The sequence below is a fragment of the Variovorax sp. 01N429 genome (assembly GCF_056399425.1).
This window is the reverse complement of the sequence record NZ_JBFTRG010000001.1, coordinates 357,555-370,358: the sequence shown is the minus strand read 5'-3', so window position 1 is coordinate 370,358 and position 12,804 is coordinate 357,555. Positions and strand designations below refer to the sequence as shown.

Here is a 12,804-nt window from a genome sequence, read left to right as displayed (position 1 = left end):
CCAGAATCAACAACATGCATTCAATCAAAATCCACATGCAACGCTCGTGGCGCGTCGCGCGCTGGAAATTTTCGAAGTTCGTCTTCGTTGCCTTTGGCATCGGGTCACTTTCTGCAGGCAGTCACGGCGATGACAAGCTGCTCGGCCCCTTCGAGAAGCCTCGTCCCAAGGAATTGCTCATCTCCCGTGGCAGCGATCTCTTTGATGTCGCGCAAGCCCTCAACGGTGCCTTAAGCTCCCCGGAACAATGTGCCCACGTGCCCAATGGGATATGGATCGACGTGAAGGACGGCGGCGAGTGCATCAGGTACTACGCTCACGGATTCGGCGACGGCGAAAATCCCGTCGCGCTGGTCTATTTCAGTGGTGACGTGATCCTCAGGACCGCGCGCGGTGCCAGGCACATCAGCAAGAGCTACGCGAAGGCCTCGCCGATGAAGATAGAAAAAGACATGGCTGAGTGGTCAGCCGAGGCGCAGCGTCCCACAATCTTCCTGGCCCGTCCGGGCATCTACGGCTCTTCGGGCGATCACAATCTCAGGCGCAGGCCGCGCGAGATCGAGCTCATGAGCCGTGCGCTGGACATCCTCAAGGCGCGCTTCAAGATCTCCTCGCTCATCTTGGCTGGCCAGTCCGGAGGCGGACAGATCGCGGCCGCCTTGCTCAACCAGCGATCGGACATCGAGGCGGCCGTATTCTCTTCCGGTCTCCTTTCGGTGAAACAGGTCACCGCTTTTTGGGAGTACCGGCGCGAGATTCCCGGCAAGCTTCTGGACGATGCTACGACCTTTTATGACCCGGTCGACGAAATCGACCATATCCGCCGCGACCCCATGCCGGTCATCTACGTGATTTCCGATCCGGAGGATCGCAGTGTTCCTTTTTACAGTCAGCTGTACTACGTGCGTCGCTTGCGCTCCATTGGGTTCAATCCGCACCACGTCTATGCCTATGCTGCGCCGCCTCAGCGACATGTGCTGGGCGATCACGCCAAGCGCGCGGCCGCACTGCTCGCCCGGGGGCAGTCGGAGAAGGAGGTGCGCCGAGCGCTTCAGGAACTTGACTTGCTGCAGGTCAAGCCGTAGGCCACGGCCAGGCAGACCAGGGACACGGCGAAACCATGGCTAATCGTTGAGGCTGTCGGTCCCGCACCACGCCACCGTCACGAAGCTCTCGAACGATCACCGTCGGAACGCGCCAGCCTAGACGTTTGTGAATCAGTGAACTATCAATTCAATGACCGGTATCCGTAACAGTATCCGTAAAGCAGAATAAAAATGTGGAATCGGCTGCGCCTCGTTGAGAACGAAAGTTTGGGTTTTCTTTGCATTGGGGAAATCTGAAAATCCGTTCTCAGCGAAACGCAACTTAGGCCGTTCTCAGCCCCGGGCAGGGGGCAGGCGGCTACGCGAAGTGAGCAAGCCCGGGGGCGAGCTAAAGCTTGCGAGCTAAAGTTTCGGGATCCTGAGCTTCTGCCCCGGATAAATCTTGTCCGGACTGCTCAGCATCGGCTTGTTCGCCTCGAAGATGGCGTTGTACTTGTTGGGATCGCCGTAGTACTTCTTCGAAATCGCAGACAGCGTGTCGCCTCGAACCACGTCGTGGTACTGGGCCGGGTCCGCTGCAGGCGCGGAGAGCTTGTTGTCGACCTGCGTCACATTGGCCACGTTGCCGGCAGCCAGCGATGCTTTTTCACTCGCTTCCTGCGACGGCGCGTTGCCCGAGAGCGTCACGGTGCCGCTCGCCGCCGCGTAAGTCACCTGAAGGCCGGTCAGGCCGAGGTTTTGCGTCTCGATGTACGTCTTGATCGCGTCGGCGGCCTTCTTCTCGGCATCCGGTTCCGGCGCCTGCGCGGGCTGTCCGGCTGGCGCGGCATGTGCGGTGGACCCACCGAACAGCTTTTCTCCCGCTTCCTTGATGAAACTGAGCAAACCCATCGTCTTCTCCTTGCGGCTGGTTGATCGAAGGAATGATTTAAGTGCGGAAGATGGCCCGCAAGCGTAGTCCGCCACCCCATCTGCAGCCTTGCCGGTTGCAAAGTCGTAAATAATCCCGCGCATGGCCTTCCTCGCGATCGACATCGGCAACACCCGCCTCAAGTGGTCCCTCTACGATGCCGCGCGACCCGGAGCAGCGCTGCTCGCGCACGGCGCCGAGTTTCTCGATCACATCGAGCGCCTCGCAGAGGGGGCCTGGGCCGAGCTTCAGGCGCCAGCGTCGATGCTGGGATGCGTCGTGGCCGGCGATGCGGTCCGGCGCCGCGCGGAGGAGCAACTCGTCGAGCGCTTCGATTGCTCGCCGCGGTGGGTGGTCTCCAGCGTCGCCGAGGCGGGTATCGTGAACGGCTACGACCACCCGACACGCCTGGGTGCCGATCGCTGGGTTGCGATGATCGGCGCGCGCCACCGCATGCTGTCGCAAGGCCCGGCACGCCCGATGGTGGTCGTGATGATCGGCACCGCAGTGACGGTCGAGGCGGTCGATGCCAACGGCCGCTTTCTCGGCGGCCTGATTCTTCCAGGGCACGGCATCATGCTGCGCGCGCTCGAATCCGGCACCGCCGGCCTGCACGTGCCCACCGGCGAAGTGCGAGAGTTTCCAACCAACACCAGCGACGCGCTGACCAGCGGCGGCACCTACGCCATCGCAGGCGCGGTCGAACGCATGGTCCAGCACGTGCGGGCGCACTGCGGCGCGGAACCCGTCTGCTACATGACGGGCGGCGCAGGGTGGAAGATGGCGCCAAGCATGAACGGCGAGTTCGAACTGGTCGACAGCCTCATCATGGACGGGCTGCTGGTGATCGCCGAAGAGCGACTGCTACCGAACTGACCCAGCCGTCAAACGGTCAAGCCCTCAAGCAGTCAGGCAGTCAACCCATCCACCGCCTGGAACATGACCTGCCGGGCCTGGCTGATGACCTGCCCCCGCCACGCATCGGAGTCCGTGTAGAAGGCTTCGAGCATGCCCGCATGGATGGAATCGGCCAGCTCGGCCGGCGCCTCCGGATGCTTGTGCAGCCAATGATCCGCGCGCAGCGCCGCCATCACTTCGATCAGCGGCAGCGTGCCGTATTCGAGCGCCATGCCGGTGTACTCGGCTTTTGGGCATTCTTCGTAGATCGCACTCCAGTTGAGCCCGGTCAAGAACGCGGAAGCGGATGAGCCGTCGTAGATCGATGTGACCGGCGTTGCCGGCGAGCCCCACCAGGCATTCGCTCGGTCGTAGGCCTGCTGGTCGTCCCTGCAGGCAAAGATGCGCTCGCCAATGCCGTTGGGCCCCAGGCCCGTGTGCAGATCGACCCACGCCAGCCGGCGTGCGCGCTGGCCGTGCGTGCGCAGCACATCCCGAAAGGTCTTGTTGCTCCACGTCGGCGCGTGGCCGCCGAAGAAGAGGCCGTCCTCGAACTGATATTGCCCGCGTGTGACCGCGGCCTGAAATGCACTGGCGCCGTTCTTCGAAACCCAGGCAGCGATCGCGGCCACGTTTTCCTCGGTCGGCGGCCATGTCTCCGGCAGAAGCAGCGGATGCAGGCTCGCATACGGCTCGTTCACCGGCAGCGGCTGCTCGAAATCGAAGAAGTTGCGGTTCAGGTCGACGTTTTCCTGCGTCACGCGCCGGCCATACGAAAAGCCATGCGGATTGAGCGCATGCACATAAAGCACCGCCACGCCTTGCGCGCGAGCCTTTTCGCGCCACTCGTCGTCGTGCAGCGCAAAGACCTGCACGCCGCTGCCGCTATGGCCTTCGACGCCATGGCAGGCGCTGGTCACGAGCAGCATGCGCTCGGCATCGGGATCGCCGTCGAGCGCGACGTCCATCGCGAGTTCTTCGCCGTCGCGCCCCTTGAGCGGATGCACATGCGAACGCACGGCAAGCCCTGCGTTCGCACAGGCCTGGAGGAATTTCTGTCGCGCGATGAAGTAGCGGGACGCGAAGGCTTCGCCGACAGCGATCATGCTGCGGCCCCCGGCGTGGTTGGCGCATTCAGAAACTGTTCCGCCAATTGCACCCAGCAGGTTGCGCCCAGGGGGATCAGGCTGTCATTGAAGTCGTAGCTTGCGTTGTGCAGCGTGCAGGGGCCGGCGCCGTGGTGCATGTCGCGATGCGTGCCGTCGCCGTTGCCGATGAAGGCATAGGCGCCCGGCTTGGCCTGCAGCATGAAGGAGAAATCCTCGGCCGTCATGGCGGGCTCCTGCAGGAGCACGTTGTCGGCGCCGACGATGCCGCCCATCACGCGGCGCGCGAAGTCGGCTTCGGCCGGCGTGTTGATGGTCGGCGGATAGGTGCGGATGAATTCGAAGTCGCAGCTTGCGCCATGCGCCGCGCAGATGTGCTCGGCAATCTGCTTCATGCGCGACTCGATCAGGTCGAGCACTTCGTGCGTGAAGGTGCGAACGGTGCCGCGGAGTTCTGCGTCGTTGGGCGTCACGGTGGGCGCTTCGCCGGCATGGAACATCGTCACCGAGATGACGCCGGCATCGATCGGCTTCATGTTGCGCGTGAGGATCGTCTGGAAAGCCTGAACCATTTCGCAGGCGATCGGCACTGGATCGATGCTCGTGTGCGGCAGCGCCGCATGGCCGCCCTTGCCGCGCACGACGATGTGAAACTGGTTGCTCGAAGCCATCACCGGCCCGGGGCTCACGGCGAATTGCCCCGCCTTCATGCCCGGCCAGTTGTGCATGCCAAAAACGGCATCCATGGGGAATTGCTCGAAGAGGCCGTCCTTGATCATCTCTCGCGCGCCGCCGCCGCCTTCTTCGGCGGGCTGGAAGATGAGGTAGACGGTGCCGTCGAAGTTCCGGTTCCTGGCCAGATGCTGGGCGGCCGCCAGCAGCATCGCCGTGTGGCCGTCGTGGCCGCAAGCATGCATCTTGCCGTGGTATTTGCTGGCGTGTTCGAAGGTGTTGAGTTCGGTCACGGGGAGGGCGTCCATGTCCGCGCGCAAGCCGACGGCCCGGGTGCTGGTGCCGTTCTTCACGATGCCCACGACCCCCGTGGTGCCGAGGCCGCGGTGGATGGGAATGCCCCATTCGGTGAGCTTGGCCGCTACCACGTCGGCGGTGCGGACTTCCTGGTAGCAGAGTTCTGGGTGGGCGTGCAGGTCACGTCGGACCGCGGCGATACCGGCCGCCTGGGTGACGAGGGAATCGATGAGTTTCATAGGGCAACAGTCTAGGCTTTGCGGGAATGCCCGCAAAGCCCGTGCCTGCCCTGATCAGCGCGCCGGGCCGGACTTCCGGGACAATGGCCGGCATGCCCCATGTGCTTTCCACCCGCAGCCTCGAACTCGCGCAGACGCTCGTGCGCATGAACACCGTGAGCGCCAACAGCAACCTCGAGTTGATCGACTTCGTGCGCGACCATCTTGCCGGCCTGGGCGTGCGCAGCCGCCTCACCTACAACGCCGACAAGACCAAGGCAAACCTGTTCGCCACGTTGGGCGCCGGCAAGCAGGCCGGCGTGATCCTCTCCGGCCACACCGACACCGTGCCTTGGGACGGCCAGGAATGGACCGTCGATCCGCTTTCGGGGACCGTACAGGACTGGCCCCGTGTCGACGCGCATTCCGAGACAGCCATGGTCGAGCCGCGTTTGTACGGACGCGGTTCGGCCGACATGAAGAGCTTCATCGCGGTGGCGCTTGCCAACGCCGAGCGCTTCATCGAAAGCGAGTCGCCCTTTGCGGTCCACTTTGCTTTCAGCTATGACGAAGAAGTCGGCTGTTTCGGCGTGAAGGAACTGATCGCCGACATGAAGGACCAGGGGATCAAGCCGCTGGCCTGCATCATCGGAGAGCCGACGTTGATGGTGCCGGCCATCGCGCACAAGGGCGTCTACCGCTACAAGTGCTGCGTGCGCGGCAAGGAGGCGCATTCGTCCCTCACGCCGCACTCGGTCAATGCGATCGAGATGGCCGCGCGCGTGGTCGGCAAGTTGCGCGACATGGCCGAGGGATTCGAGCGCGAAGAGCGGCGCTACGAGGGCTTCGATGTGCCCTTCAGCACCGCCAGCGTGGGGCAGTTTCATGGCGGCATCGCCGACAACGTGGTGCCGCGCGATGCGGAGTTTCGCTATGAATTCCGCAACCTGCCCACGAGCGACGTGGTGCAGATGCAGAAGGAAATCACCGCCTTCGCGAGCCGCACCGAAACGGCGATGAAGAAGGTTGCGCCCGAAGCCGGCTTCAGCTTCGAGACCATCTGCGAAATCCCGAGCTTCCTGAGCTCGGCGAGCGAGCCCGTGACACGGCTCGCGCAACGGCTTGCCAAGGAGCAGCGCACGACGCTGGTCGCATTCGGCACCGAGGCCGGCATCTTCAGGAATGCCGGTATTCCCACCGTGGTGTGCGGCCCCGGGAGCATCACCCAGGCGCACCAGCCCGACGAATACGTCACGCTCGAGCAGCTCGCGCGCTGCGAAGACTTCCTGCGGGGACTCGCCGCGACGAAGGAGATCCGCTGAGTCCGCCGCCGGGCCGCCCCAAGGCGGACTGCACCCCGCGGCGGGGCAGCGATGACACGCAGTGCGGAGCGTGGGGGTCATGAAAAGAATCGCGCTGGGCTTGCTCTGCGCGGCCGCGCTGCTGTACGTGGCGGCGACGGCGCTCGAATCGCGACATGTGGCCTGGAGCTACGTCGCCGCTTTCGCTGAAGCCGCGATGGTCGGCGCCATTGCCGACTGGTTTGCCGTGGTTGCACTGTTCAGGCACCCGATGGGCCTGCTCATTCCGCACACCGCGATCATCCCGGCCAACAAGGACCGCATCGGCGCCAAACTGGCCGGCTTCATCTGCAACAACTTCCTGAGCACGCAGCAGGTGCTGACCAAGCTGGCGCAGTTCGATCCGGCCTCACGGCTGGCCGATTGGCTTTCGCGCACGGACCGCGCGGAGAAGCTGGCGGAGCATCTGATCGCTGCCGTCAGGTATGGATTGAGCGCCTTCGATGATGCGCGTGTGCGCGACTTCCTCGGGCGCATGGCTTCGGCGGGGCTCGCCCAGGTAGATTTGTCGCGCCTTGCCGGGCAGGCGCTCGACGCACTCACTGCGGACGGCCGGCACCAGACGCTGCTCGACGATGTGCTGGTGCAAGTTGCCGGCATGGTCGAAGGCGATGAAGTCCAGGAGCACATCACCGAAGCCATCGCTCGCGAAATCAAGGCGCTGCGTTATGTGGGCCTGGACCAGGTCGCCGCCAAGCTCGCCACCCGCAAGATCGTGAATGCCGTCGCCCGCACCATCGGCGAAATGGCGGCGGACCCTGCGCATCCGCTGCGCGTGCGTTTCGATGAGTTCATGGCCGGCTTCGTCGAGCGGCTCAAATCAGACCCTGAATTCCGGCGCCGCGGCGAAGTCATGCGTGCCGACTTGCTGGCACACCCCGCGCTGGGCGACTACCTGCACGGCCTGTGGAGCGAACTGCTCGCATGGCTGCACGAGGATCTCGGCAAGAGCGACTCAAGCATTCGCCTGCGCATCGTCGCCATGGCCGGAACGCTCGGCGCGCGCCTGAAGGCGGACGAGGCAATGCGCGTATGGATCAACGAGCAGATTGTGGATGCCGCCCCACGTGCCATCGAGCGCTATCGGGAGGACATCCGCCGCTACATCGTCGAACGTGTCGCCGACTGGAACGTCGACGAGATGACCAATGAACTCGAGCGCCACATCGGCCGCGACCTGCAGTTCATCCGCGTCAACGGAACCCTCGTCGGCGGCCTGGTAGGCCTGGCTATCCACACCGCTACCCAAGTCTGGAAGAGTTGATGGTGAAACAGGTTAGCCCGTATTAAGTCCGTATTTTTCCGTCGGCAGTGATCATCGATAGCTCGACGAACTTCGACGCCACATGATTGCGCGGCGAGAACGACACCTCGAACCCGCCGAACTGCTGGCGATCGATGCCTTCCAGACCCGCGATCAGTCCTTCTCGGCTGGGCTTGCCCGGCGCACGACGCAGCCCTTCGACCAGCACCTTGGCGGCCAGGAAGCCCTCCTGGCTCGAGAAGTTCGCCTGCGCCTTCGAATTGCTCTTGCGCACCGCTTCGCTGAATTCCCGCGTGATGCCATTGGCTGCGTTGTAAGGCGAGGGCACGACCTGTGTGACCACGACGCCTGCGCCTTCCTTGCCGAGTTCGTCCGCCAGCGCCTGCGTGCCCACGAAAGAGACGTTGAAGAAGGTGCCGCCGTAACCCGATTTGCGCGCCTCCCGAATGAAGGCCGCGCAAGATTTGTAGGCGCTGACCTGGACCACGGCGTCTGGCCGGGCCGCGATGATCGTCTTGACCGCCGCGGAGACATTGACCGAGTTGCGCTCGACCGTCGCGAGCGCGGCCGGCTTGAGGTCGAGTTGCGACAGCGCCAGGGTGACGCCGTCGAGACCTGCCTTGCCATAGGCGTCGTTCTGATAGAAGACCGCGATCTTCTTCAGGCCCAGGTTGGTCAGCTGCTTGACGATCAGCGCGGTCTCGTCGTTGTAGGAAGCGCGCAGGTGAAAGACGTTCTTGCGGAACGGCTCCCGCAGCGCCATGGCGCCCGTGAAGGGCGCGATGAAAGGCACCTTGGCGTCCACCGCCAGCGGCAGGGCGGCGAGGCTGGTGGGGGTCCCGATGTAGCCGAACAGCGCGAAGACATCGTCGTCGATCAGCTTCTTGGTGTTTTCCGCGCAACGGTCCGGCTCATAGCCGTCGTCCAGGAACTTGATCTGCACGCTGCGGCTCGACTGCGCGTTGTACTGGTCAAGGAAGAGCTTCGCGCCTTCATAGAACTGAATGCCGAGCTGCGCAGCCGGCCCGGTGAAGGGCGCGGACTGGCCGAGAACGATCGGAACATCGCCCTGAGCCCTGGCGAACTGGAAGCCGGCGAGCGCTGCTGCGCCAGTGGCCACGGAAAACTGTCTGCGATTCAACATCTGATAACCCCCACGCCCGCTTTGTCAGGCGCACAACTTAGACTCGGCCGGTTGCTTTCCCCCACTGATTCATGACTTCCCACTCTCCAGTGCGCGAGGCGCACCCGGTGCATCAAGTGCTCGGCGCATGCCCACATGACTGCCCGGACACTTGCGCGCTCGTCACCACCGTGCAGGACGGTGTCGCCGTCAAGCTGCAGGGCAATCCTGAACACCGGCACACGGCAGGCGTCCTTTGCACCAAGGTCTCGCGCTACATCGAACGCAATGACCACCCGGAACGGCTGGTCCAGCCGCTGAAGCGATCGGGGCCCAAGGGCAGCGGCCGCTTCGAGCCCGTGAGCTGGGACGCTGCGCTGGACGACATTGCCCTGCGTCTGAATGCAATTAGAAGTAACAATCCGGAAAAGATTGTGCCCTACAGTTACGCCGGAACCATGGGTCTGGTGCAGGGCGAATCGATGGATCGTCGTTTTTTTAACAAGCTGGGCGCATCGCTTCTGGACCGCACGATCTGCTCCACCGCCGGTGGTGAAGCCTTAGGTTTTACTTTGGGGGGCAAGGTCGGCATGCGGGTCGAATTTTTCGCCGAAGCGAAGCTGATCCTTATCTGGGGCAGCAACTCGATCGCCAGCAACCTGCATTTCTGGCGCCATGCGCAAGCTGCCAAGCGGGCAGGGGCGCGACTGGTGTGCATCGATCCCCGCAAGACAGAGACCGCGGACAAGTGCGACGAGCACGTGGCCCTGCTGCCGGGCACCGATGCCGCCCTGGCATTTGCGCTGATGCACGAGCTGATCGTGAACGACTGGATCGATCACGACTACATCGAACGCTACACCGTGGGTTGGTCGCAGCTTCGCGAGAGGGCATTGCAGTGGCCTCCGGCCCGGGCAGCCGAAGTGTGCGGCGTGCCCGAAGCGCAGATCGTCGAATTGGCTCGCGCCTATGGAACCACCCGCCCGGCGGCCATCCGCTTGAACTACGGCATGCAGCGCGTACGTGGCGGTGGCAATGCGGCGCGTGCCGTGGCTTGCCTGCCCGCATTGGTGGGCGCATGGCGCGAACGCGCAGGAGGTCTTCTGCTCAGCAGTTCGGGGCTCTTTCCCGTAGACCGCGCAGCGCTGCAGCGACCGGACCTGCTCGCCGGACGGCAGCCGCGCACCATCAACATGACCGCCATCGGCGACGCGTTGCGGGACGATGCGCATCCGATCGAGGCGTTGATCGTCTACAACAGCAACCCGGTCGCAGTCGCCCCCGACTCCGGCAAGGTGGTTGCGGGTTTTGCGCGCGAAGACCTCTTCACCGTCGTGCTCGAACAATTCCAGACCGACACGGCCGACTATGCCGACTATGTGCTGCCGGCCACGACGCAGCTCGAGCACTGGGACATCCATTACAGCTATGGCCACACGGACGTGATGCTGAATCGCCCCGCTGTTGCGCCACGGGGACTGGCGCGTAGCAACACTTGGGTGTTTCGTGAACTCGCCCGGCGAATGGGCTTCGACGAGCCCTGTTTCTCCGATGAAGACGAGACGCTTTGCCGTGCGGCATTCGCAGCTGACGCGGTGGATTTCGACGAATTGCAGGCGCGCGGATTCGCAACGCTGAAGCTGCCCGATGCGCCCTACGCCGAAGGCAACTTCCCAACGCCATCGGGCCGCTGCGAATTCTTCAGCCAACGGCTGGCCGCGATGGGGCAGGACGGCTTGCCCGATCACATTCCCAATTACGAGCCAGCCGGAAGCTCCAAGGAATTCCCGCTCGCGATGATCTCGCCGCCGGCGCGCAACTTCCTCAATTCAAGCTTCGTCAACGTCCGCAGCCTGCGTGCGATCGAAGTCGAGCCTGTGCTCGAAATCAACGAGGCCGATGCCCGCCCGCGCGGTATCAGCGATGGCGCCATCGTGCGTGTCTTCAACCAACGGGGCGAGTACCGCTGCAAAGCCGAGGTTTCGCGCAGGGCTCGTCCGGGGGTGGTGCACGGCCTGGGCATCTGGTGGCGCAAGCTCGGCATGGACGGCACCAACGTCAACCAGCTCACCAGCCAGCGCCTCACGGACATCGGCCGCGGCCCGACTTTCTACGACTGCCTCGTCGAGGTGGAGTCGGTTGCGGAACCCGCGGTCGCGCCATGAAGCGGACTCGGTGGGCACTGCTTGGAGGTGCCGCGATCATCGGCGCGGCAGCGCTGGCGGGATGTGCCGACGTCGGCTACTACTGGCAATCGGCCAGCGGCCATATCGATCTGATGCGCGCAGCGCGCCCAGTGCCCGAATGGATCGAGGACCCGTCCGCATCCAAAGCCCTCAAGTCGAAGCTCGAACTCGCGCAGCGCATTCGCCGCTATGCGGTGACCGAGCTCGATTTGCCCGACAACGCGAGCTACAAGGCCTACGCCGACCTTCATCGCACCGCTGCGCTCTGGAACGTCGTCGCGGCGCCGGCACATTCGCTTCAACTGAAGACCTGGTGCTTCCCGGTCGCCGGTTGCGTCGGGTATCGCGGCTATTACGACGAAGCCGCAGCCAACGCCGAGGCCGCAGTGCTGCGTTCGCAGGGCCTCGAGACGGCGGTCTACCCCGTGCCTGCCTACTCGACGCTCGGCTGGATGAACTGGGCGGGCGGTGACCCACTGCTCTCGACTTTCATCGGCTATCCCGAAGGCGAACTGGCCCGGATCGTGTTTCACGAACTGGCGCACCAGGTGCTGTACGTGTCGGGCGACACCACCTTCAATGAATCCTTCGCGACCGCGGTGGAGCGCATCGGCAGCACGCGCTGGCTCAAGACACAGGCGAGCGAAGCGGCTCGGATCGAATATGCCGAGTTCGATGCACGCCGCCAGGAGTTTCGCGCGCTCACCGCCGAAACCCGCCTTGTGCTGCAGGGCATCTATTCGTCCAAAGAAGCCGAGGCCCACGACTGGGCCGCGGTCGACGCCAAAAAGCAGGCGGCCATGGAAGATTTCCGCAGGCGCTACGCAGCACTTCGGGCCACATGGACCGGCCCTCGGCAGGGCGCCTATGACGCCTGGGTGGCCCGCGCGAACAATGCGGCTTTCGGCGCGCAGGCTGCCTACGACGAACTCGTGCCCGGCTTCGAGGCGTTGTTCGAGCGCGAGGGAGAAGATTGGCCGCGCTTCTACGCAGCCGTCAAGCAACTCGCCGCGATGCCCAAGGCAGCACGCGACCTGGCCCTGAAAACCGCCCCCGCTTCACCCGACCAGCTCATGCAGACTCGTTCCCCTTGCTGCAAGCCCGAACACAACGGAGGCCACGGTGCCTGACATCGACATCGAACGCAATCACACGCTGGGCCTGCCGGCCGCCCGCGCCGTCGCCCGCCAGTGGATGCAGCGCGCCGAACAGGACTACGGCATGGAGTGCAGCTATGCCGAAGGCGAAGCGTGCGACGTGGCCCAGTTCGGGCGCGCGGGCGTCGATGGCAATGTCGAGGTCAGCGCCGACAACATCAAGTTGCGCGCGACGCTGGCTTTTCCGTTCAACAGCTTGAGCGAACAGATCGAACAGCGCCTGCGGGAGAACCTCGACGAGTTGCTCGGCGCCCCTTCGGCGGGGGACAGTGCCCGCAACGAAAAGGATTGGCTGTGAGCCGAACGGCTCAGCGCAATGATTCGATCAGGTCGATGTATTGCTGCTTGGCCTCGTCTGCGCTCAAACCCTTGCGCGACGTCCAGGCGTCCCATTTGGCGCGCGCGACGATGTCGCTGAAGCTCGGCTTTTTCTCCGTGTTGTCGCCCCCCGTCGCCTGCTTGAAGAGGCCGTAGATCTTGAGCAGCGTCGGATTGTCCGGGCGCTCGGCGAGCAGTTTGGAGTTGGCCTGGGCGGCTTCGAACAGGGCGTTGAGATCAGACATTGCG

12 protein-coding genes are annotated in these 12,804 nt (G+C 64.0%); 7 read left to right on the top strand and 5 right to left on the bottom strand.

Annotated elements, in window-relative coordinates:
- The first annotated feature begins 14 nt into the window (after positions 1–14).
- Positions 15–1,085 carry an alpha/beta hydrolase family protein gene (locus tag AC1DSF_RS01780; RefSeq protein WP_478124997.1) on the top strand — a complete coding sequence of 357 codons (1,071 nt, stop codon included), beginning with the start codon at positions 15–17 and terminating at the stop codon, positions 1,083–1,085.
- 363 nt (positions 1,086–1,448) lie between these two features.
- Here AC1DSF_RS01780 and lysM read toward each other — a convergent pair whose 3' ends face one another.
- Positions 1,449–1,937 carry a peptidoglycan-binding protein LysM gene (lysM, locus tag AC1DSF_RS01775; protein ID WP_478124996.1) on the bottom strand — a complete coding sequence of 163 codons (489 nt, stop codon included), beginning with the start codon at positions 1,935–1,937 and terminating at the stop codon, positions 1,449–1,451.
- A gap of 121 nt (positions 1,938–2,058) precedes the next feature.
- On the opposite strand from lysM, the gene AC1DSF_RS01770 reads away from it, so the two are divergent.
- On the top strand, positions 2,059–2,832 hold the full coding sequence (locus tag AC1DSF_RS01770) for a type III pantothenate kinase (protein WP_478124995.1): 774 nt from the start codon (positions 2,059–2,061) through the stop codon (positions 2,830–2,832).
- A 32-nt stretch (positions 2,833–2,864) separates the two neighbouring features.
- Here the strand turns inward: AC1DSF_RS01770 and AC1DSF_RS01765 are convergent, their stop codons facing one another.
- Both AC1DSF_RS01765 and AC1DSF_RS01760 read right to left on the bottom strand, forming a co-directional pair.
- Positions 2,865–3,959: a M14 family metallopeptidase gene (locus tag AC1DSF_RS01765; protein WP_478124994.1), complete on the bottom strand. Its 1,095-nt coding sequence runs from the start codon at positions 3,957–3,959 to the stop codon at positions 2,865–2,867.
- Positions 3,956–5,167: a M20 aminoacylase family protein gene (locus AC1DSF_RS01760; protein ID WP_478124993.1), complete on the bottom strand. Its 1,212-nt coding sequence runs from the start codon at positions 5,165–5,167 to the stop codon at positions 3,956–3,958. The genes AC1DSF_RS01765 and AC1DSF_RS01760 overlap by 4 nt, the downstream gene beginning before the upstream one ends.
- A gap of 92 nt (positions 5,168–5,259) precedes the next feature.
- Between AC1DSF_RS01760 and argE the strand changes: the two genes are divergently transcribed.
- Together argE and AC1DSF_RS01750 are read left to right on the top strand one after the other, a co-directional pair.
- Complete coding sequence (gene argE / locus AC1DSF_RS01755) at positions 5,260–6,468, top strand: acetylornithine deacetylase (RefSeq protein ID WP_478125282.1); 1,209 nt, start codon at positions 5,260–5,262, stop codon at positions 6,466–6,468.
- Between the two features lie 79 nt (positions 6,469–6,547).
- On the top strand, positions 6,548–7,771 hold the full coding sequence (locus AC1DSF_RS01750) for a DUF445 domain-containing protein (RefSeq protein WP_478124992.1): 1,224 nt from the start codon (positions 6,548–6,550) through the stop codon (positions 7,769–7,771).
- Between the two features lie 22 nt (positions 7,772–7,793).
- On the opposite strand, the gene AC1DSF_RS01745 is transcribed toward AC1DSF_RS01750, so the two are convergent.
- On the bottom strand, positions 7,794–8,915 hold the full coding sequence (locus AC1DSF_RS01745; RefSeq protein ID WP_478124991.1) for an ABC transporter substrate-binding protein: 1,122 nt from the start codon (positions 8,913–8,915) through the stop codon (positions 7,794–7,796).
- Positions 8,916–8,986: 71 nt separating this feature from the next.
- On the opposite strand from AC1DSF_RS01745, the gene AC1DSF_RS01740 reads away from it, so the two are divergent.
- The 3 genes from AC1DSF_RS01740 to AC1DSF_RS01730 are packed head-to-tail and all read left to right on the top strand — an operon-like array spanning position 8,987 to position 12,535.
- Positions 8,987–11,059, top strand: coding sequence for a molybdopterin-containing oxidoreductase family protein (locus AC1DSF_RS01740; RefSeq protein ID WP_478124990.1), 2,073 nt, complete (start codon positions 8,987–8,989; stop codon positions 11,057–11,059).
- On the top strand, positions 11,056–12,210 hold the full coding sequence (locus AC1DSF_RS01735) for an aminopeptidase (protein WP_478124989.1): 1,155 nt from the start codon (positions 11,056–11,058) through the stop codon (positions 12,208–12,210). The genes AC1DSF_RS01740 and AC1DSF_RS01735 overlap by 4 nt, the downstream gene beginning before the upstream one ends.
- Positions 12,203–12,535, top strand: coding sequence for a polyhydroxyalkanoic acid system family protein (locus tag AC1DSF_RS01730; RefSeq protein WP_478124988.1), 333 nt, complete (start codon positions 12,203–12,205; stop codon positions 12,533–12,535). Before AC1DSF_RS01735 ends, AC1DSF_RS01730 begins: the two co-directional genes overlap by 8 nt.
- Positions 12,536–12,545: 10 nt before the next feature.
- Here AC1DSF_RS01730 and AC1DSF_RS01725 read toward each other — a convergent pair whose 3' ends face one another.
- The gene (locus AC1DSF_RS01725; protein ID WP_478144128.1) at positions 12,546–12,800 is read right to left on the bottom strand and encodes an acyl-CoA-binding protein; all 255 of its coding nucleotides are present in this window, start codon (positions 12,798–12,800) and stop codon (positions 12,546–12,548) included.
- Positions 12,801–12,804 lie beyond the last annotated feature (4 nt).